General features: G+C 73.1%; 17 protein-coding genes. 10 read left to right on the top strand and 7 right to left on the bottom strand.

All coding sequences use genetic code 11. The features are described 5' to 3' along the window. The first annotated feature begins 57 nt into the window (after positions 1-57). The 8 genes from AC5K6T_RS06690 to AC5K6T_RS06655 all read left to right on the top strand — a co-directional run bounded on the left by AC5K6T_RS06690 (position 58) and on the right by AC5K6T_RS06655 (position 9,916). Positions 58-831 carry an IclR family transcriptional regulator gene (locus AC5K6T_RS06690; RefSeq protein WP_493206470.1) on the top strand — a complete coding sequence of 258 codons (774 nt, stop codon included), beginning with the start codon at positions 58-60 and terminating at the stop codon, positions 829-831. 151 nt (positions 832-982) lie between these two features. Then, a complete protein-coding gene (locus tag AC5K6T_RS06685) occupies positions 983-2,428 on the top strand; it encodes a peptidoglycan D,D-transpeptidase FtsI family protein (RefSeq protein WP_493206469.1) in 1,446 nt (481 codons plus the stop codon). 601 nt (positions 2,429-3,029) lie between these two features. Next, positions 3,030-3,797: a DeoR/GlpR family DNA-binding transcription regulator gene (locus AC5K6T_RS06680; protein WP_493206467.1), complete on the top strand. Its 768-nt coding sequence runs from the start codon at positions 3,030-3,032 to the stop codon at positions 3,795-3,797. A 363-nt stretch (positions 3,798-4,160) separates the two neighbouring features. Further along, positions 4,161-5,534: an ABC transporter substrate-binding protein gene (locus AC5K6T_RS06675; RefSeq protein ID WP_493206465.1), complete on the top strand. Its 1,374-nt coding sequence runs from the start codon at positions 4,161-4,163 to the stop codon at positions 5,532-5,534. Positions 5,535-5,667: 133 nt separating this feature from the next. Continuing rightward, positions 5,668-6,534: a carbohydrate ABC transporter permease gene (locus AC5K6T_RS06670; protein ID WP_493207394.1), complete on the top strand. Its 867-nt coding sequence runs from the start codon at positions 5,668-5,670 to the stop codon at positions 6,532-6,534. Continuing rightward, positions 6,534-7,358, top strand: a complete 825-nt coding sequence (locus AC5K6T_RS06665; RefSeq protein WP_493206463.1) for a carbohydrate ABC transporter permease — start codon at positions 6,534-6,536, stop codon at positions 7,356-7,358. Before AC5K6T_RS06670 ends, AC5K6T_RS06665 begins: the two co-directional genes overlap by 1 nt. After that, positions 7,355-8,344, top strand: a complete 990-nt coding sequence (locus AC5K6T_RS06660) for a zinc-dependent alcohol dehydrogenase family protein (RefSeq protein WP_493206461.1) — start codon at positions 7,355-7,357, stop codon at positions 8,342-8,344. Before AC5K6T_RS06665 ends, AC5K6T_RS06660 begins: the two co-directional genes overlap by 4 nt. Before the next feature lie 372 nt (positions 8,345-8,716). Next, positions 8,717-9,916 carry a TerD family protein gene (locus AC5K6T_RS06655; protein WP_493207392.1) on the top strand — a complete coding sequence of 400 codons (1,200 nt, stop codon included), beginning with the start codon at positions 8,717-8,719 and terminating at the stop codon, positions 9,914-9,916. 70 nt (positions 9,917-9,986) lie between these two features. Here AC5K6T_RS06655 and AC5K6T_RS06650 read toward each other — a convergent pair whose 3' ends face one another. After that, the gene (locus AC5K6T_RS06650; protein WP_493207390.1) at positions 9,987-10,589 is read right to left on the bottom strand and encodes a TetR/AcrR family transcriptional regulator; all 603 of its coding nucleotides are present in this window, start codon (positions 10,587-10,589) and stop codon (positions 9,987-9,989) included. A gap of 565 nt (positions 10,590-11,154) precedes the next feature. Further along, on the bottom strand, positions 11,155-12,597 hold the full coding sequence (locus tag AC5K6T_RS06645; protein WP_493206459.1) for a hypothetical protein: 1,443 nt from the start codon (positions 12,595-12,597) through the stop codon (positions 11,155-11,157). Between the two features lie 286 nt (positions 12,598-12,883). On the opposite strand from AC5K6T_RS06645, the gene AC5K6T_RS06640 reads away from it, so the two are divergent. Together AC5K6T_RS06640 and dapA are read left to right on the top strand one after the other, a co-directional pair. After that, positions 12,884-14,713, top strand: a complete 1,830-nt coding sequence (locus AC5K6T_RS06640; protein ID WP_493206457.1) for a DUF8508 domain-containing protein — start codon at positions 12,884-12,886, stop codon at positions 14,711-14,713. Positions 14,714-14,977: 264 nt separating this feature from the next. Beyond that, positions 14,978-15,865: a 4-hydroxy-tetrahydrodipicolinate synthase gene (gene dapA, locus AC5K6T_RS06635; RefSeq protein ID WP_493206455.1), complete on the top strand. Its 888-nt coding sequence runs from the start codon at positions 14,978-14,980 to the stop codon at positions 15,863-15,865. Positions 15,866-15,997: 132 nt separating this feature from the next. Here the strand turns inward: dapA and dapD are convergent, their stop codons facing one another. The 5 genes from dapD to sufU form a co-directional block, all read right to left on the bottom strand. Beyond that, a complete protein-coding gene (gene dapD, locus AC5K6T_RS06630) occupies positions 15,998-16,987 on the bottom strand; it encodes a 2,3,4,5-tetrahydropyridine-2,6-dicarboxylate N-succinyltransferase (RefSeq protein WP_493206453.1) in 990 nt (329 codons plus the stop codon). A 171-nt stretch (positions 16,988-17,158) separates the two neighbouring features. Continuing rightward, positions 17,159-17,701, bottom strand: coding sequence for a TetR/AcrR family transcriptional regulator (locus AC5K6T_RS06625; RefSeq protein ID WP_493206452.1), 543 nt, complete (start codon positions 17,699-17,701; stop codon positions 17,159-17,161). Next, complete coding sequence (locus AC5K6T_RS06620; protein ID WP_493206450.1) at positions 17,701-18,021, bottom strand: DMT family transporter; 321 nt, start codon at positions 18,019-18,021, stop codon at positions 17,701-17,703. The genes AC5K6T_RS06625 and AC5K6T_RS06620 overlap by 1 nt, the downstream gene beginning before the upstream one ends. A 288-nt stretch (positions 18,022-18,309) precedes the next feature. Continuing rightward, positions 18,310-18,642 (bottom strand): metal-sulfur cluster assembly factor, encoded by a 333-nt coding sequence (locus AC5K6T_RS06615; protein WP_030403776.1) that lies wholly within the window; start codon positions 18,640-18,642, stop codon positions 18,310-18,312. Beyond that, complete coding sequence (sufU, locus tag AC5K6T_RS06610; protein ID WP_493206449.1) at positions 18,639-19,106, bottom strand: Fe-S cluster assembly sulfur transfer protein SufU; 468 nt, start codon at positions 19,104-19,106, stop codon at positions 18,639-18,641. The genes AC5K6T_RS06615 and sufU overlap by 4 nt, the downstream gene beginning before the upstream one ends. Positions 19,107-19,120: the final 14 nt, after the last annotated feature.

The following is a 19,120-nucleotide window of genomic DNA, read 5'->3' as shown; positions in this document are numbered from 1 at the left end:
TACAGCCACCAGCCGTACGGACGACAGCCACTCGGCGAACGAAGGGGATCGAGCACGATGCCGACAGGTGAGACGGGGGGCGCGGGACCGGTCAAGTCGGCGGTGCGGACGGTCGAACTCCTGGAGTACTTCGCGGCCCGGCCCGGCATGCACACCCTCGCGTCGGTCCAGGAGGCCGTGGGCTATCCGAAGTCCAGCCTGTACATGCTGCTGCGCACGCTCGCGGAGCTGGGCTGGGTCGAGACCGACGCCACCGGCACGCGCTACGGCATCGGGGTGCGGGCGCTGCTGGTCGGCACCTCGTACATCGACGGCGACGAGGTGGTCGCGCTGGCCCGCCCGGCCCTGGACCGGCTCTCGGACGACACCGCGGAGACCATCCACCTGGCCCGGCTGGACGGCACGAACGTGGTCTATCTCGCCACCCGGCAGTCGCAGCACCATCTGCGGCCCTTCACCCGCGTCGGCCGCCGGCTGCCCGCCCACTCGACGTCGCTGGGCAAGGCGCTGCTGAGCACGTTCCCGGACGAGCGGGTGCGGGCGATGCTGCCGCCGGTGCTGCCGGCACTCACCGAGCACACCGTCACCGACCGGGAGCGGCTGATCGAGGAGCTGCACCGGGTCCGCGAGCAGGGCTACGCGGTGGACCGCGAGGAGAACACCCTGGGTCTGCGCTGCTTCGGAGTGGCCCTCCCCTACCGCACCCCGGCCCGGGACGCGATCAGCTGCTCGGTCCCGGTGGCCCGGCTGACCCCGGCGCACGAGCAGCAGGTGAAGGACGCCCTGTTCGACGCCCGGGACCGGCTGCTCCTGGCGACACGGAGGCTCTGAGCACGGCCGGCCCGGTATGCGGCCGGCCCGGAACGCCGCCCGGAATGCGGCCGAGGGGGAGCCGGTCCCGCATGAGGGAAGGATGAGGGAAGGATGAGAAAAGCGGACGCAACGGAACGATCCGGTCCGTCCCGCTCGTCTTCCCGTCGGAATGAACAGGACGATCAGGCACGCGTCGGTCTTCGCACTGCTGCTGGTGCTGGCTCTGCTGGTCAGGGCCACCTGGGTGCAGTTCTACGAGGGCGAGGCGCTGGCAGACGACAAGGACAACCGGCGGAACGCGATCGCGCTGTACAGCGAGCCGCTCGGCGACATCGTGGTGGGCGGCGAGGCCGTCACCGGCTCGGCCCGCACATCGGGCGGGGACCTGAGATACCGGCGCACCTACACCGACGGGGAGCTGTACGCGGCCGTGACGGGCTACAGCTCGCAGGTGTACGGCGCCACCCAGCTCGAAGGCATCTACCAGGACCTGCTGGACGGCACCGACAGCCGGCTGAAGAACGTGACGGACACGGTCACCGGCAAGCGCTCCGACCCGGGTGACGTGGTCACGACGATCGACCCGGAGGTGCAGAAGGCGGCGTACGAGGCACTCGGCGACAACAAGGGCGCCGCCGTCGCCGTCGACCCGGCCACCGGCCGGATCCTCGCGGTGGTCTCCACCCCCTCCTACGACCCCGCGGACCTGGCCACGGGAGACTCCGACGCCTGGACACGGCTCCAGCAGGACGCCGACAAGCCGCTCACCAACCGGGCGCTGCGCCAGCCGCTGCCGCCCGGCTCGACGTTCAAGCTGGTCGTCGCGGCGGCCGCGCTGGAGGACGGGCTGTACGGGTCGGTCGACGAGCGCACCGCCAGCCCGGACCCGTACCGGCTGGAGCAGTCCAGCGACCTGCTGACCAACGAGAACCCCTCGGCGCCCTGCGAGAACGCCTCGATCCGGGTGGCGCTGCAGTACTCCTGCAACAACGTCTTCGGGAAGATGGCCGTCGACCTCGGCCAGGACAGGGTCCGGGCCATGGCGGAGAAGTTCGGCTTCGACGACGCCGAGCAGGACGTGCCGGTGCGCGCCTACGAGAGCGTCTTCCCCGAGGACATGGACAAGGCGCAGACCGCACTGTCGGGCATCGGCCAGTTCGACGTCACGGCGACGCCGCTGCAGATCGCGATGGTGTCCGCGGCGATCGCCAACGGCGGCGAGCTGATCGACCCGCACATGGTCTCGCGGATCACCGACGGCGACGGCGACGTGCTGGAGGACTACGACGACGGGACGTCCGGCAGGCGGATCGTGAGCACCTCCACGGCCGAGCAGCTGCGGTCGGCGATGGAGACGGTCGTGGCGGACGGCACCGGCACCAACGCACAGCTGCCCGGAGTCACCGTGGGCGGCAAGACCGGCACGGCGCAGCACGGCGAGAACAACTCCAGGACGCCGTACGCCTGGTTCACGTCCTACGGCCGGTCGGACACGACCGGGAAGCAGGTCGCGGTGGCGGTGATCGTGGAGCAGTCGGACGCCTCCCGCTCCGAGGTGAGCGGCAACGGCCTGGCCGCACCGGTCGCCAGGGCGGTGATGGAAGCGGCGCTCTGAGACCGCACCGCCGCCCCGGACCCGCCGCACCGCCGCGCCGCCGCGCCGCCGCACCGCCGCACCGGACCCGCCGCACCGCCGCACCGCCGCGCCGCCGCACCGGACCCGCCGCACCGCCGCACCGGCCCCGCCGAGCGGCTGCCGGGGCGGTGCCGCACCACCGGCTCGGCAGCCGCTCGGCGGGGGCCGTCGGCGCGGTGCCCGGGGAGCGGCTCCGCGCCCCCGGAGCGGCCGGCGGATCAGCCGGCGGATCAGCCGGCGGACTTCCGTGATCCGGGAAACGGACGCGGAACGGGCGGCCGGAGCCCCGCTCCCGGGCCCGCCCCGCGCCCCGCGGACCGGCCCCCGGTCAGCGCAGGCCACCGCGGCGGCCTGCCGAGCACCCGCGGCGGAACCCCGTCGGCCAGCGAGAACTCCGCGTCCGCCGGCGAACCGGGGCACCCGCCTGCCGCGGCCGGCGCCGGCGGCACCGCCCCGCCCGAACGGGCACAGACGGGCAGCATCGAGCCGGCGCCAGGCCTGGCCAGCCCTCCGTGCACGGAGGTAGAACTTCCCCCGTGGAGCCCGGACGGGCAGCGCGGCGAGAAGGCAGGTGACGATCATGACCGCAACGGCGGAGGAACGCCAGCGAGAGATCGTGCGGGCGGCCCGGGCAGCCGGCTCGGTGGACGTCAACTCGCTGGCGGCCCGGCTGGGCGTGGCGCGGGAGACCGTGCGGCGGGACCTGCGGGCGCTGGAGGACCACGGGCTGGTCCGGCGTACGCACGGCGGCGCGTACCCCGTGGAGAGCGCGGGGTTCGAGACCACGCTGGCGTTCCGTGCGACGAGCCATGTGCCGGAGAAGCGCCGGATCGCGGCCGCCGCGGCGGACCTGCTCGGGGACGCCGAGACGGTGTTCATCGACGAGGGCTTCACCCCGCAGCTGATCGCCGAGGCGCTGCCCAGGGACCGTCCGCTGACGGTCGTCACCGCGTCGCTGCCGGTCGCGGGGGCGCTGGCAGAGGCGGGCAACGCCTCGGTTCTGCTGCTGGGCGGGCGGGTCAGGCCGGGCACGCTGGCGGCGGTGGATCACTGGACGACGAAGATGCTGTCGGGCTTCGTCGTGGATCTGGCGTACATCGGCGCCAACGGGGTCTCGCGTGAGCACGGTCTGACGACTCCGGACCCCGCGGTCGGCGAGGTGAAGGCGCAGGCGGTGCGGGCCGCCCGGCGCACGGTGTTCACGGGGGCCCACACGAAGTTCGGAGCGGTCAGCTTCTGCCGGTTCGCGGAGATCGGCACGCTGGAGGCGATCGTGACGAGCACCCTGCTGCCGGCGGCGGAGGCGCACCGCTACTCACTGCTGGGCCCGCAGGTCATCCGAGTCTGACGCACACCCGCACCCGCGAGCCGCACGGCGCGGCCCGGCACCGCACAGCCCGTCCCCACCTCCACCTCCACGCCCACGCCCGCCCCCGCCCCCGTCCCCGCCCCTGTCCCCGGCCTAGTCCGTTCCCGTCCGTTCCCGTCCGTTCCCGTCCCCGTGCACAGGCGTCCCCGTACAGCCCTTGTCCGTGCATCCCACCGTCGCCGCACGAGGTGTTCACGCCGCACGTCTGCGTGCGCCACCTCTCCGTACGGCACCTCCACGGACGACATCCCAACCCCCTGCACCCCGTCCCCCTGCGCCCCGTCCCCCGGCGTGCCCCTGCCTCGGCACGCCCTTGTCTCCCCCTATGTTCAGGAGCGATCCATGCGAACCCAGAGCCGACGACGGCCGGCGCGAGCCACGCTCGCGACGGCCGCCGCAGGGACGCTGCTCGCCCCGCTGCTCTCCGGCTGCTGGGCCGGAGCGGGCGGTGCGGGATCGGGCGGCGACTCCATCAGCGTCCTGATGGTGAACAACCCGCAGATGGTGGAACTGCAGAAACTCACCGCGTCCCACTTCACGGCGGAGACCGGAATCAAGGTCAGCTTCACCGTGATGCCGGAGAACGACGTCCGCGACAAGATCAGCCAGGACTTCGCCAACCAGGCGGGCCAGTACGACGTGGCGACGCTGTCGAACTACGAGATCCCGATCTACGCCCGCAACGGCTGGCTGAAGGAGATGGACTCCTACGTCGCACGGGACGGCTCGTACGACGAGCAGGACGTGCTGAAGCCGATGCGGCAGTCCCTCACGGGGGACGACGGGAAGCTCTACGGCCAGCCGTTCTACGGCGAGTCGTCGTTCCTGATGTACCGCAAGGACGTGTTCGAGAAGAAGGGCCTGACGATGCCGGAGCACCCCACCTGGCGGCAGGTGGCCCGGCTGGCGGCGCAGGCCGACGGCGCCGAGCCCGACATGAGGGGCATCTGCCTGCGCGGGCTGCCGGGCTGGGGAGAGGTGATGGCGCCGCTCACCACGGTGGTGAACACCTTCGGCGGGACCTGGTTCGACGAGGACTGGACGGCGCGGCTGGACTCCCCTCGGTGGAAGGAGGCGACGTCGTTCTACGTGGACCTGGTGCGCGAGCACGGTGAGTCCGGCGCCGCGCAGGCCGGGTTCGCGGAGTGCCTGAACAACATGACGCAGGGCAAGGTCGCCATGTGGTACGACGCGACGTCGGCGGCGGGACTGCTGGAGGCGGACGGATCGCCCGTGGCGGGCAAGATCGGCTACGCCCCGGCGCCGGTGGAGAGGACCGAGTCCTCCGGCTGGCTCTACACCTGGGCGTGGGGCATCCAGGGCGCCTCCCGCAACCCCGACAAGGCGTGGGCGTTCGTCTCCTGGGCCTCGGGCAAGGGGTACGAGCAGCTGGTCGGGGACCGGATCGGCTGGTCGAACGTGCCGGCCGGCAAGCGCGCCTCCACCTACGACAACGCCGACTACCGCGCGGAGGCCGCCGCCTTCCAGGAGATGACCCGGAAGGCCATCGAGAGCGCCCGCCCCGACGACCCCGGCGTCCAGCCGCGGCCGGCGCCCGGCATCCAGTTCGTGGGCATCCCCGAGTTCACCGACCTCGGCACCAGGGTCTCCCGGGAGATCAGCGCGGCCATCGCCGGACGGCAGTCCGTCGAGGCGGCCCTGAGCAGATCCCAGCAGCTCGCCGAGAAGATCTCCGAGGAGTACGAGGGACGATGACGACCCCGACGACCCCCACGCCCCCCACGCCCCCACGCCCCCCACGCCCCAGAGAGCCGGGACGTCCCGGACCCCCCGGACGGCCCCGCCGGCCGTCACGCCGGCGCGGACCGCCCCCGCCGCCACGGCCCGCCTGCGCGGCTGGGCGACCCGCGCCCCGCTCCTGCCCGCCCTGGTCTTCATGGCCGTGGTCACTCAGCTGCCCTTCGTGGCCACCCTGGTGATCTCCTTCTTCGACTGGAACGCGCTGTACCCGGACGCCCGCCGGTTCACCGGCTTCGCCAACTACGCGGAGGTGCTGACCGACGCGGATCTGCGGCACTCGGTGTGGACGACGGTCCTGCTGACGGCGGGGGTGGTGCTGACGAGCCTGGTCCTGGGCCTCGCCCTGGCGCTGCTGCTGGACCGGCGGTTCAGAGGGCGGGGGATGGTGCGCACCCTGCTCATCGCCCCGTTCCTGGTGGTTCCGGTGGCCGCGGCGCTGCTGTGGAAGCATGTGCTCTACAACCCTGAATACGGCTTGTTCAACGGGCTGTTGCACTATGTGGGCGGCCCGCAGCCGGAGTGGATCTCGAACACCCCGCTGGCGGCCGTGGCGGCGGCTCTCGTGTGGCAGTGGACGCCGTTCATGATGCTGATCCTGCTGGCCGGGCTGCAGAGCCGGGACCAGGAGCAGACCGAGGCCGCGCGGGTGGACGGCGCGGGCGAGTGGCAGGTCTTCCGGCATCTGACGCTGCCGCACCTGCGCCGCTATCTGGAACTGGGCGCCCTGCTCGGCTCGATCTACATCGTGCAGAACTTCGACGCCGTCTTCACCCTCACCTCCGGCGGTCTGGGCACGGCCAACCTGCCCTACACCGTCTACCAGAGCTTCTACCAGGCCCACGAGAACGGCCTCGCCTCGGCCGCGGGCGTCCTGGTGGTGATCGGCTCGATCGTCATCGCGACCTTCGCCCTGCGGGTCGTGTCGTCCCTGTTCCGCGAGGAGGTCTCCCGGTGATGCGCGTCGTACGCCGGACCGGTCCGGGGCTGCTGGCCTGGACGGCCGCGATCCTGTTCTTCCTGCCCATCGCGTGGATGGCGCTGACGTCCCTGCACTCGGAGCAGGACGCGGCGACGAACCCGCCGTCGTTCGGGGCCGGGCTGACCCTGGACGGCTACCGCGCGTTCTTCGGCGTGGACGGCGGGCCGAGTCCCTGGCCGTCGCTGGTCAACTCGACGGTGGCGTCGACGGTGTCGACCCTGCTGGTCCTCGTGCTGGCCCTGCCGGCGGCCTACGCGCTGTCGGTGCGCCCGGTGAAGCGGTGGACGGACGTCCTGTTCTTCTTCCTGTCGACGAAGATGCTGCCGGTGGTGGCGGGGCTGCTGCCGGTCTACCTGTTCGCGAAGAACGCCGGGCTGCTGGACAACATCTGGCTGCTGGTCGTGCTGTACACGTCCATGAACCTGCCGATCGCGGTGTGGATGATGCAGTCCTTCCTCGCCGAGATACCGCCGGCGGTGATCGAGGCGGCGCGGGTGGACGGGGCGCGGCTGCCCACGGTCCTCGGCCGGGTGATCGCCCCCATGGCCCTGCCCGGCATCGCCGCGACGGCGCTGATCTGCTTCATCTTCAGCTGGAACGAGCTGCTCTTCGCCCGGGTGCTGACCGGCGTGGTGGCCGGGACGGCGCCCGTCTTCCTGACCGGCTTCATCACCAGCCAGGGCCTGTTCCTGGCCAAGGTGTGCGCCGCGTCCCTCGTGATCTCCCTGCCGGTGCTCGCCGCGGGGTTCGCCGCCCAGGACAAGCTGGTCCAGGGCCTGTCGTTGGGAGCAGTCAAATGAAGGCCGCCGTCATCGAGTCCGTGGGCCGTGCCGTGGTCACCGAGGTCCCGGACCCGGCACCGGGGCCGCACGAGGTGGTGGTGGAGGTGGCCGCCTGCGGTCTGTGCGGCACCGACCTGCACATCCTGCAGGGCGAGTTCGCCCCGAAGCTGCCCCTCGTGCCGGGGCACGAGTTCGCGGGCGAGGTCGTCGCGGTCGGCACCGGGGTCACGGAGCTGACCGCGGGCGACCGGGTGGCCGTCGACCCGTCGCTGTACTGCCACGCGTGCCGCTACTGCCGCACGGGCCGCAACAACCTGTGCGAGCGCTGGGCGGCGATCGGCGTGACCACGGCGGGCGGGGCGGCCCGCTACGCCCTCGCCCCGGTGGCGAACTGCGTGAAGCTGCCCGAGCACGTCCGCACCGAGGACGCGGCCCTGATCGAGCCGCTGTCCTGCGCGGTCCGCGGCTACGACGTGCTGCGCTCCCGGCTCGGCGCCCACGTGCTGGTCTACGGCTCGGGGACGATGGGGCTGATGATGCTGGAACTCGCCAAGCGGACGGGCGCGGCGAGCGTGGACATGGTCGACGTGAACCCGGCCCGGCTTCGGACGGCGCACCGCCTGGGCGTCTCGGCCGCGGCCGGGAGCGCCGACGAACTGGACCGCCCCCAGGGCTGGGACGTGGTGGTGGACGCCACCGGCAACGCGGCCGCGATCCAGGACGGCCTCGGCCGGGTCGCGAAGGCCGGGACCTTCCTCCAGTTCGGCGTCGCGGACTACGCGACGCGGGTGACCATCGACCCGTACCGGATCTACAACCAGGAGATCACCATCACCGGTTCGATGGCGGTACTGCACAGCTTCGAGCGCGCGGCGGAGCTCTTCGCGGCCGGTGTGGTGGACCCCGGGATCTTCATCAGCGACCGCATCCCGCTGGACCGCTACCCGCAGGCGCTGGAGCAGTTCGCGGCGGGCGTCGGCCGGAAGATCGTCGTGGTCCCCTGACCGCGGGTGCCCGCCGCGCCGGGCCGACCGCCCCCGCGCCGCCGAGGCACGTGGCGGAGTGCGGCGCGGCGGCGCGGCGCGGCACAGGGACGGGGCGCGGGGACGCGGCGCGGCACAGGGACGCGGCGCGGCACGGCACGGGGACGCACGGCGCGGGGACGCGCGGCACGGGGACGCACGGCGCGGGGACGGGGACGCACGGCACGGGGACGGGGACGCGGCGCGGCGCGGGGACGCGCGGTGGGGCACGGGCCGGCGGCGGACGGTGCCGTCCGCCGCGGGCCGGCGGCCGCGCGTTCCGCCGGTGACCCGATCGGCCGCCGAGTAAGGGAACGGCAAAACGTGCTCGCTCGTTCACCCGGCATGACAGCTATGACCCCCGGCTCGAACATCCCGCTGAACGCCGCCCGTGTGACGGTCGACGTGACCGCTCCGGTGCGGCTGGACGTCTCGGGCCTGCTGCTCACCGCCGACGGCAAGGTGCGCTCCGACGACGACTTCATCTTCTACAACCAGCCCAGCGGACCCGGCGTGACCTACCGCTCGGGCGGCGGCACCGCACCGGACGCCATCACGGTCGACACCACGGCACTGCCGCCGGGTATCGAGAGGATCGTCGTCACCGCGAGTCCGGACGCGGCCGGCCAGACCTTCCAGGGCATCGAGCCCACGGCCACCCTCCGCGACGCCGACGACCGGAGGGTGCTGGCCACGTTCACACCCCCGCAGCTGGGCACCGAGACGGCGCTGGTGGTCGTGGAGATCTATCAGCGCGGTGGAGTGTGGAAGGCACGCGCGGTCGGCCAGGGGTACGCGGAAGGCCTGGCGGGCATCGCCACCGACTTCGGTGTGACGGTGGAGGAGCCCGCGGCACCGGCGGCACCGGCGCAGCCCGCCCGGCCCGTGGCGCCCCCGCCGCCCGCGACGCAGCCCCCGGCCGCCCCGCCGGCCCCGCCGATGCCGCCCGCCCCGCCGGCGGCGGCCCCCGGCACCGGGAAGATCAACCTCGACAAGGGCCGGGTCAGCCTGCAGAAGAACCAGACCGTGTCCCTGGTCAAGGGCGGCCGCCCGCTGCTCTCCCAGGTGAAGATGGGCCTCGGCTGGGAGCCCGCGTACCGGGGCAAGGACATCGACCTGGACGCGTCCGTCATCGCCTACGGGCCGCAGCGCAACCACATCGACAGCTGCTACTTCGGCAAGCTGACCATCGTCGGCGGCGCGATCCGCCACTCCGGCGACAACCTGACCGGTGAGGGCGGCGGCGACGACGAGGTGATCACCGTCGATCTCGGCCGTCTCCCGCAGGAGGTGACCGGACTGGTCTTCACGGTCAACTCCTTCTCCGGCCAGAAGTTCACGGAGATCGCGAAGGCGTACTGCCGTCTCCTGGACGCGGCCACCGGCGAGGAACTCGTCCGCTTCGACCTCACCAGCGCCGAGCCGCAGACGGGCGTGATGATGGCCAAGCTGATCCGCCAGTTCTCGGGCGAGTGGGAGATGACCGCCATGGGCGACTTCGTCAAGGCCCGCACGGTCCGCAACATGGTCAAGCCGGCCGCCCAGTCCCTCTGAGCGCTCCGGTGCCCCGCACGCTCCGGCCGTAGCGCGGCGGCCGGGGCCCGGCCAGGGGCGGTCGCCGCGGTCACGGGCGGGGGCGCAGGCCCTCCGTCAGCAGGTCCACGTAGCGTCCGACGCGCTGCTCCTGGTCGTCGGCGAGTTCGGACGCGCCGGCCAGCCCGAAGGCCAGCCGCAGGACGTCCAGCGCTTCCACGTCCGAGCGCAGAGTGCCCTCACGCCGGGCGGCGTCGGCCAGCCGCCGGGCGGCGTCCCGCAGGACGCCGCCGCAGGCGTCCGCCGCGGCGCCCTCGGTGACCGCGGCGCCCAGCAGCGCGCGCAGGCCGCGGGTCCGGATCACGCCGAGGGCGAGGTCCCGCATCCACTGCGCCAGGGCCTCACCCGGCGGCAGGCGGCGGGCGATGTCGTCGGCGCGGGCCGCGAGCGCCTCGATCCGGTCGACGTAGGCGGCCTCCAGCAGGGCCCGCCGGGTCGGAAAGTGCCGGTACAGGGTGCCGGCGCCCACCCCGGCCCGCCGGGCGATCTCGTCCAGCGAGGCGCCCTCGCCGTGCTCGGCGAAGAGCTCCGCCGCGACCTGGAGCAGCCGCTGGTGGTTGCGGCGTGCGTCGGCGCGCTTCGGCACGGCGGCGACGCCGTCCCGTCCGGACGGCCGGCCCGCTGCCCCCTTCACCGACACGCCCCTGCTCCTCACCGAACGGAATCCGTCGGCGCATCCTATCGGCGGCGACGTGCCCGCCCGGCCCCTCCGGCCGGGCGGGCACGTCCGGGATCCGGTTCCGGGGCCGGGCCCGGGCCGCTCAGACCCGTCGCGGCCACCTGGTGTCGTCGTCGCTCGGACGCGCCGGGACGGCACGGACACGGACACGGACACGGTCGATACGCGTGCGGTACGCCATGGTGAACTCCCCCGAATTCGCTCTTCGCTGTGGTGTTCCGAGGAGGACGCGGCACGGCGGACCATGATGCGCGCAGTTCCGGCCGAAGGTGCGACAGACCGGATCCGCACCCCGCCGGCGTCTCCGGCCGGGTGCGCCCGGTGGCCGCGGCGCCTCCCCGTGATCGGGAGGGGTGATCCGTCCGGATCATCCCGTGGCCCCGATCGAGGCCACGGGCGCGCACATCACGTCATATGACGCCTTGTCATGTCGGGTGACGCCGCGTGACCTCGGTGATGTCACTGTAGAAGCGCGGCCGCGGCCGGGGCGAGCCAATAAACGGAGGGCAGTGAGCGGCCGTCAGTTTCCGTGCTGCGAACGCGCCTTGAAGGCGGCCTTCCGGGCCTCCTTGGCGACCTTCTTGTCCGGGTGGAGCCGGCCCATCGCCTCCAGGACGTCCGCGGTGGCGGGGTGGTCGACGCGCCAGGCGGCGGCGAAGAAGCCGCTGTGCTGTTCGGCGAGCCCCTCCACGAGCGCCTGGAGCTCCTCGGAGTTGCCCTCGGCGGCGAGCTGCGCGGCGACGGTGTCCACGGTGAGCCAGAACACCATCGCCTCGGACGGCGGCGGTACGTCCGCGACGCCGTGCTCGGCCAGCCACACCCGGGCCAGCCCGCCCAGCTCGGGATCGCCCAGCACCTCGCGCAGCGCGGGCTCGGCCTCCGGCCCGACCAGGGACAGGGCCTGCTGGCAGCGCAGCCGGCGCAAGGGCCCGCCCGGGTCGGTGCCGCGGGCGGCGGCGAGGAGCTCACGGGCGGCGTCGAGAGCCGCACGCAGGGCCAGCCACCGCTCGGTCTCGGCCTGCGCGGCGGACGGGCCGAACGCGGCCGTGCCGTCCAGCAGGGCGTCCGCGCCCTTGTCGGCGAGTTCACCGACGGCCGGGGCGGCGAAGCCGGCCTCCGTCAGCCGGGCCCGCATGCCGTACAGGCCGAGCGGGGTCAGGCGGACCATGCCGTAGCGGGAGACGTCCGTGTCGTCGCCGAGTTCGGCGGCGGCCTCCGGGGCGTCGGGGTCGTCGATCTCGGCCATCAGCGCCTCGTCGACCGGCTGGTACTCGACGAGGCCGACCGGGGCGAGCATCCGGAACTGGTCGTCGAGGCGCAGCATCGCCTCGGAGACCTGCTCCAGCACGTCGTTGCTGGGCTCGCCCATGTCGTCGGGCACGATGGCGGACGCGGCGAGCGCCGGGAGCGGCACGGGCGCTTCGCCGGGGCCGTCCTCGCTGACGGTGAGCAGGTACAGGTTCGCGAGGACCCCGTCGAGGAAGTCGGCCTCGGCCTGCGGGTCCCAGTCGAGCTGGGAGAGGTCGACGGCGCCGCCCTCGTCGAGCGCGTCGACCAGGTCGTCGAGGTCGGGCACGCTCGCGTCGGCGAGCAGCGTCTCCAGGGCGTCCTGCCAGAGGCCGAGCACGTCGTGCGGGGAGCCGGAGGTGAGCAGGGCCAGCTCGGGGCCCGCGGTGACGGTGCCGGCCTCCTCGTCGGCGATCTCGACCAGCCCGGTGTCGAGCGCGACCCGCCAGGCCTCGCTCGCCTCGGCGACGGCGTCCTCGCCGCTCAGCGCGAGCACCTCGGCGGCCGCGCCGAGCTGGTCGTCGGCGAGGCTGCCGCCGGCGTCGACACGCGTGTCGGGGCCGGCCCAGCGGGCGAGCCGGGCGGCCCGGGACAGTACCGGCGTGGACAGCGCGGCACGCGCCAGCTCCGCTTCGGGGGCGAGCCGCGCGGGCGGCAGAGGGGAGCTGTCTGACATGGGGCTGCTTCTCCTATGGACACCTGGACGCCCGTCGCCCGTGAGGCACTCACGACGGCTGTGAACTGGACTCAGCCTAGACGGATTTCCACCCATGCCGCCCGGTTCATCTCTCAGTCAGGTTGCGTATATGGCCGAAACCTTGACAACGGACGGGCTCAGGCTGGAAATTGACGCGCGTAGAAGTTGGGGGAACAGCTGTGCACCGACGTTGACCGCGTCCCGTCCGGCCACCGCCCCCGCACCCTCGTCCCGGCGCCAGACCAACGTCCCCGGAGGGATCGTCTTGCCGAGCAAGTCTTCCGCGCGCCTCGCCGCGCTCACCGTCGCCGCCGTGTGTTCCGCGGCGTCCACGGTCGTCCTGACCTCTCCCGCCCACGCCGACGGCGTGCGCATCCACGACATCCAGGGCACGACCCGGATATCCCCGTACGCGGGCCGACAGGTCACGGACGTGACCGGAATCGTCACCGGGGTGCGGACCTACGGCTCCTCGCGCGGCTTCTGGATCCAGGACCCGGAGGCGGACGCCGATCCGGCCACCAGCGAGGGCGTGTTCGTCTACACCGGCTCCACTCCGAAGGGGGTGGCCGTCGGCGACCTGGTGAGCGTCTCGGGCTCCGTCTCCGAGTACGTCCCGGGCGGCCTCAACTCGGGCAACCAGTCGCTCACCGAGATCACCCGTCCGGTGACCACCGTGCTGTCCGGCGGCAACCCGGTGCCGGCCGCCGTGACGCTGGACGCCGCCTCGGTGCCGCGCGCCTACGCGCCGCAGGGCGACGCCGCCGCGGACGGTTCGATCGACGGCCTGACGCTGGAGCCGTCCGCCTACGCCCTGGACCGCTACGAGTCCTTGGAGGGCATGAACGTCCGGGTCGCCGACACCCGGGTGGTCGGCGCCACCGACCCGTACACCGAACTGTGGGTCACGGTGAAGCCGTGGGAGCACCGCAACCGGCGCGGTGGCACCGTCTACGGCTCCTACGCGGCGCAGAACACCGGCCGCCTGCAGATCCAGTCCCTCGGCGCGGCCGCCGGCTTCCCGGCCGCGAACGTCGGCGACACTCTCACCGGCACCACCGCGGGCCCGCTGGACTTCAACCAGTACGGCGGCTACACCCTGGTCGCCAACGAGATCGGCACCCTGGAGAGCGCCGGTCTGCAGCGGGAGACCACACGCCGCCAGCGGTCCGGCGAGCTGGCCGTGGCGACGTACAACGTCGAGAACCTCGACCCGTCCGACGACACGTTCGCCGCGCACGCCGCCGCGATCGTGAACAACCTCCGGTCGCCGGACATCCTGTCCCTGGAGGAGGTGCAGGACAACAACGGCACCACCAACGACGGCACCGTCGCCGCCGACCGGACGGTGCAGAAGCTGATCGACGCGATCGTCGCCGCGGGCGGCCCGGCCTACGACTGGCGGGCGATCGACCCGGTGAACCTCGCCGACGGCGGCCAGCCGGGCGGCAACATCCGCCAGGTGTTCCTGTTCAACCCGCAGCGGGTGTCCTTCACGGACCGCGCGGGCGGCGACGCCACCACCGCCGTCGGCGTGAGACGCGAGCGCGGCAAGGCGGCCCTGACCCTCTCCCCCGGCCGGATCGCCCCTCAGGACGAGGCCTGGGACGACAGCCGCAAGCCGCTGGCGGGCGAGTTCGTCTTCCGCGGCCGTACGGTCATCGTGGTCGCCAACCACTTCAACTCCAAGGGCGGCGACCAGAGCCTGACGGCGAAGTTCCAGCCTCCCGCGCGCAGCTCCGAGACGCAGCGCCACGCCCAGGCCACGATCGTGAACGCGTTCGTCAAGGACGTCCTCGCCGTGCAGAAGAACGCGGACGTCGTGGTCCTCGGCGACATCAACGACTTCGAGTTCTCCGGCACCACGAAGATCCTGCAGGGCCGCGGCGAGCTGTGGCCGGCGATCAGGTCGCTGCCGCGCAGGGAGCGCTACTCGTACGTCTACCAGGGCAACAGCCAGGTGCTGGACCAGATCCTGGTGAGCCCGTCGGTGCGCCGCGACTGCGGCCTGGAGTACGACAGCGTGCACATCAACGCGGAGTTCCACGACCAGATCAGCGACCACGACCCGCAGGTGCTGCGCTTCAGACCGTGACGTCCCGGGGGCCGGACGCACCCCGCGCCCGGTCCTCGCCCGGCCCTCGCACGGTCCTCGCCCGGCCCTCGCCCGGCAGGGCATCGCCGCGGACCACCCGTGCGAGCCCTGCCGGGGGCTCCGCGCACCGGGTGACGGCCCGGAGACTCACCGGCGAGTCTCCGGGTCCGGCCGGCTCCGGCTCACACGTCGTAGGAGGACTGATCCGTACCTCGTAGGACATTTAAGTGGAGCTTCACCGCGCTCCGGCCGACACTTGCCCCCATGACTCAAGCTCCTTTCGGTCGCGCCCTGTGCGCGATGATCACCCCGTTCACCGCGTCCGGCGCGCTCGACGTCGACGGCGCGCAGCGGCTGGCCGTCCGGCTGGTGGAGGAGGGCTGCGACGGGCTGGTGCTGTCGGGCACCACGGGTGAGTCGGCGACCACGTCGGACGCCGAGAAGGCGGAGCTGATCCGCGCGGTGCGCCAGGCGGTGGGCGAGCGCGTCCCGCTGGTCGCGGGCGTCGGCACCGCCGACACCCGGCACACCGTCGAGCTCGCCCTGGAGGCCGGGAAGGCCGGCGCGGACGGCGTGCTGGTGATCTCGCCGTACTGCAGCCGGCCGCCACAGGACGCCCTCGAAGCCCACTTCCGGGAGGTCGCGGACGCCTCCGGCCTGCCGGTCCTGCTGTACGACATCCCCGGCCGCACCGGCACCCGCATCGAGCCGGACACACTGCTGCGGCTGGCCGGACACCCCCGGATCGTCGGGGTGAAGGACTGCTCCTACGACTTCCTGGCCGCGCAGAAGATCCTCTCCCGCACGGACCTGGCGTACTACGCGGGCTGCGACGAGCACAACCTGGCGCTCTACGCGGTGGGAGCGGCCGGCTACATCAGCACCGTGGCCAATGCGGCGCCCCGTCAGATGCGTGCCGTCCTGGACGCCTTCGACGCGGGCGACACCGCGGGCGCGGCCCGCCTCCAGCTCCGGGCCGTCGGCCTGGTCGAGTCGATGATGTCGGCGGGCCTGCCCGGCACGGTCACCGCGAAGGCGCTCCTCAACGCCCTCGGCCTCCCCGCGGGCCCGGTCCGGGCTCCGCTCCGCGCGGCCACCCCGCAGACCACCGAGGCCCTGCGAGCGGCCTACGACACCCTGACCACCGCCTGACGGCCCCCCGGCCGCCGCCCCTTCGGCCCGGGAGCGCCGAGCGCGCCCTCCCACGGTCCGGTCGGGACCGCGAAAGGGCGCGCTCGACGCCGACGAGCCACCCCGTCGGCCGCAGGTCACGGCCGCGGGTGGTCAGTTGTGGCTGTGCAGGACCTCGTTCAGGCCGCCCCACTCGGCGTTGTTGGGGACCGCCTGGACGGAGCCGGTGACGGAGTTGCGGCGGAAGAGGATGTTGTCGGCGCCGGAGAGCTCGCGCGCCTTGACGATCTGGCCGTCGGGGAGGGTGACCTTGGTGCCGGCGGTGAGGTAGAGGCCGGCCTCGACGACGCAGTCGTCGCCGAGGGCGATGCCGACGCCGGCCTCGGCGCCGACCAGGGAGCGCTCGCCGATGCGGACGCGCTCCTTGCCGCCGCCGGACAGGGTGCCCATGGTGGAGGCGCCGCCGCCGACGTCGGAGCCGTCGCCGATGACGACGCCCTGCGAGATGCGGCCCTCGATCATGGAGGTGCCGAGGGTACCGGCGTTGAAGTTGACGAAGCCCTCGTGCATGACCGTGGTGCCCGCGGCGAGGTGGGCGCCCAGGCGGACCCGGTCGGCGTCGGCGATACGGACGCCCGCCGGGGCGACGTAGTCGGTCATCCGCGGGAACTTGTCCACGCCGTACACGCCCAGGTGCACGCCGCGGGCGCGGGCGGCCAGGCGGACCGTCTCCAGGGTGTCCACGGCGACCGGGCCCAGCGAGGTCCAGACGACGTTGGCGAGCAGGCCGAAGACACCGTCCAGGTTCTGCTCGTTCGGCTTCACCAGGCGGTGCGAGAGCAGGTGCAGCCGCAGGTAGGCGTCGTGGGTGTCGAGGGGCTTGTCGTCGAGGGAGGAGATGACCGTGCGGACCGCCACCGTCTCCACGCCCCGGATGCCGTCCTTGCCGAGGGCGGCCACGCCGTGCTCGCCGAGGAGCTCGGCGGTGCGCGCGGCGTCCAGCCGCTCGGTGCCCGCGGGGCCCGGCCGGCCGGTCAGCCCGGGGGCGGGGAACCAGGTGTCGAGGACGGTGCCGTCGGCGGCGATCGTGGCCAGGCCGGCGGCCGCGGCACCGGTGGTACGGGGAGCAGTCGTGTCGGTCATGAGGGCAACCTAACGTGGCCGGGGCCACCCGGGCCAACCGGCCGCCGCCCGTCTCACGTGCCGGGCGACCAGGTCACCCGCACCCCCTCGGCCCGCCCCGGCACTCCCCCGGCACCCGTCGACGGCAGGGGGCCGCGGAAGCGGCTGAGGCTCCCGGCGTCCGGGGGCGCGTCACGCCTCCCCCAGCACCCTGGCCAGCAGCTCCCGCGCGAACTCCTCGTCGTAGGCGGCCCCGGTCAGCAGCACCTGGAGGCAGATCCCGTCCATGACCGCCACGAGGGCCCGCGCGGTGACCGGGTCGGTGTGCGCGCTCAGCAGCCGGGTGACGTCCTCGGCCCACTCCGCGGCGACCGGGCGCAGCGCGGGCCGGCGCAGGGCGGCGAGGTACAGCTCGTACTCCAGCTCGGCCCCCGTGCGGTCCCCCGCCAGCCAGCGGCCCGTCACCGCGGCCAGCCGTGCGGCGAGACCGCTCCGCGGGCCGTCGAGCCCGCCGCAGTCGGCGATCAGCGCGGTGAAGCCCTCGCCGGACTGCCGCAGGGCGGCGACGAGGAGTTCGTCGAGGGTGGCGAAGTGGTACGTCGTCGAGCCGAGCGGCACCTCCGCCTCGGCCGCTGCCGTGCGGTGGCTCAGACCGGCGATGCCACGCTGGCGCACGACCCGGATCGCCGCGTCGATGATCCGCTGCCGTCGTCCGGGGTCGGGCCGGCGGGCCATCAGTGGGCGCCCCCGGCGTTCAGCACCACGACCCCCACGATGATCAGCGCGATCCCGGCCGCCTTGGCGGTGCTCAGCCCCTCACCGAGGAAGAGCACGCCTATGGTCGCGATGGCGGCGGTGCCGACCCCGGACCAGATGGCGTACGCGGTGCCCACCGAGACCGTCCTGAGGGTCTGGGCGAGCAGCGCGAAGGAGACGAGGTAGCCGAGCAGGGTCAGCAGGGACGGCAGCAGCCTGCTGAAGCCGTCGGTGTACTTCAGGGCCGTCGTGGCACAGACCTCGGCGACGATGGCCCCGCCCAGCAGCAGATATCCCACGTGTACGAGCGTACACAACGATCGTGTACGAGCGTACACATCCAGGGTGTGCCCGTACGCCGGACCGGTCCGGGAGGCTCCCGCCGCGGGCCGCCGTCCGGAGCCACGCCGCGGGCTCCCGTCCCGGGCCCGCCGCGGCACGCCGCGGGCTCCCGTGGACGGAAGCCCGGGCCGGGCCCACGGCGCCGGGCTTCCGTCCCCGGGCCCGGAGACGGCCGGGGGCGGCACCCCGTTCGGGGTGCCGCCCCTGGTTCCGCTCTCGCCCTGTCCGGGGGTGCGAGCGATGTGTCAGACGTTGAAGCCGAGCGCGCGCAGCTGTTCCCGCCCGTCGTCGGTGATCTTGTCCGGGCCCCACGGCGGCATCCACACCCAGTTGATGCGCAGCTCGCTGACCAGGCCGTCCGTGGCGGACTTCGCCTGGTCCTCGATCACGTCGGTCAGCGGACAGGCCGCCGACGTCAGGGTCATGTCGACGGTGGCGATGTTCGCGTCGTCGACATGGATGCCGTAGATCAGGCCGAGGTTGACGACGTCGATGCCCAGCTCGGGGTCGACGACGTCCATCAGGGCCTCGCGGAGCTCCTCCTCCGAGGCCGGCTTCATCTCCACGGTCTCGCTCATGCCGTCTTCCTTTCGGCGTCGGCCTCGCCCAGGGCCTGGGCCGTCGCGTCCTTCCACGCCATCCAGCTCAGGAGGGCGCACTTGACCCGGGCCGGGTACTTGGAGACGCCGGCGAACGCGACGGCGTCCTCCAGCACCTCCTCCATGGCGTCGTCGGGCTCGATCTTCCCCTTGGACTGCATCAGTTCCAGGAAGGTCTCCTGGATGCGCTGCGCCTCGGCCAGGTCCTTGCCGACGAGGAGGTCGTTCAGCACGGAGGCCGAGGCCTGGCTGATGGAGCAGCCCTGGCCCTCGTAGGAGACGTCCTCGATCGTCGTACCGTCGTACTTCACGCGGAGCGTGATCTCGTCGCCGCACGTGGGGTTGACGTGGTGCACCTCGGCGTCGCCGTCCCGCAGACCACGCCCGTGCGGGTTCTTGTAGTGGTCCAGGATGACGTCCTGGTACATCGAATCCAGCTTCATGCGCTCGCTCGTCC

The sequence above is a fragment of the Streptomyces sp. B8-7 genome, from assembly GCF_058833805.1.
Note: the sequence above shows the minus strand (reverse complement) of the source record. Positions and strands in the feature narration are given on the sequence as shown.

Excerpts from the sequence above, each read along its gene's own strand:
- AC5K6T_RS06680 (WP_493206467.1), top strand. The coding sequence starts at position 3,030 with ATGACCGCAACGGCGGAGGAACGCCAGCGAGAGATCGTGCGGGCGGCC.
- AC5K6T_RS06665 (WP_493206463.1), top strand. The coding sequence starts at position 6,534 with ATGCGCGTCGTACGCCGGACCGGTCCGGGGCTGCTGGCCTGGACGGCC.
- sufU (WP_493206449.1), bottom strand. The coding sequence starts at position 19,106 with ATGAAGCTGGATTCGATGTACCAGGACGTCATCCTGGACCACTACAAG.
- AC5K6T_RS06625 (WP_493206452.1), bottom strand. The coding sequence starts at position 17,701 with ATGGCCCGCCGGCCCGACCCCGGACGACGGCAGCGGATCATCGACGCG.
- dapD (WP_493206453.1), bottom strand. The coding sequence starts at position 16,987 with ATGACCGACACGACTGCTCCCCGTACCACCGGTGCCGCGGCCGCCGGC.
- AC5K6T_RS06645 (WP_493206459.1), bottom strand. The coding sequence starts at position 12,597 with ATGTCAGACAGCTCCCCTCTGCCGCCCGCGCGGCTCGCCCCCGAAGCG.
- AC5K6T_RS06660 (WP_493206461.1), top strand. The coding sequence starts at position 7,355 with ATGAAGGCCGCCGTCATCGAGTCCGTGGGCCGTGCCGTGGTCACCGAG.
- AC5K6T_RS06675 (WP_493206465.1), top strand. The coding sequence starts at position 4,161 with ATGCGAACCCAGAGCCGACGACGGCCGGCGCGAGCCACGCTCGCGACG.
- AC5K6T_RS06655 (WP_493207392.1), top strand. The coding sequence starts at position 8,717 with ATGACCCCCGGCTCGAACATCCCGCTGAACGCCGCCCGTGTGACGGTC.
- AC5K6T_RS06685 (WP_493206469.1), top strand. The coding sequence starts at position 983 with ATGAACAGGACGATCAGGCACGCGTCGGTCTTCGCACTGCTGCTGGTG.
- AC5K6T_RS06615 (WP_030403776.1), bottom strand. The coding sequence starts at position 18,642 with ATGAGCGAGACCGTGGAGATGAAGCCGGCCTCGGAGGAGGAGCTCCGC.
- dapA (WP_493206455.1), top strand. The coding sequence starts at position 14,978 with ATGACTCAAGCTCCTTTCGGTCGCGCCCTGTGCGCGATGATCACCCCG.
- AC5K6T_RS06690 (WP_493206470.1), top strand. The coding sequence starts at position 58 with ATGCCGACAGGTGAGACGGGGGGCGCGGGACCGGTCAAGTCGGCGGTG.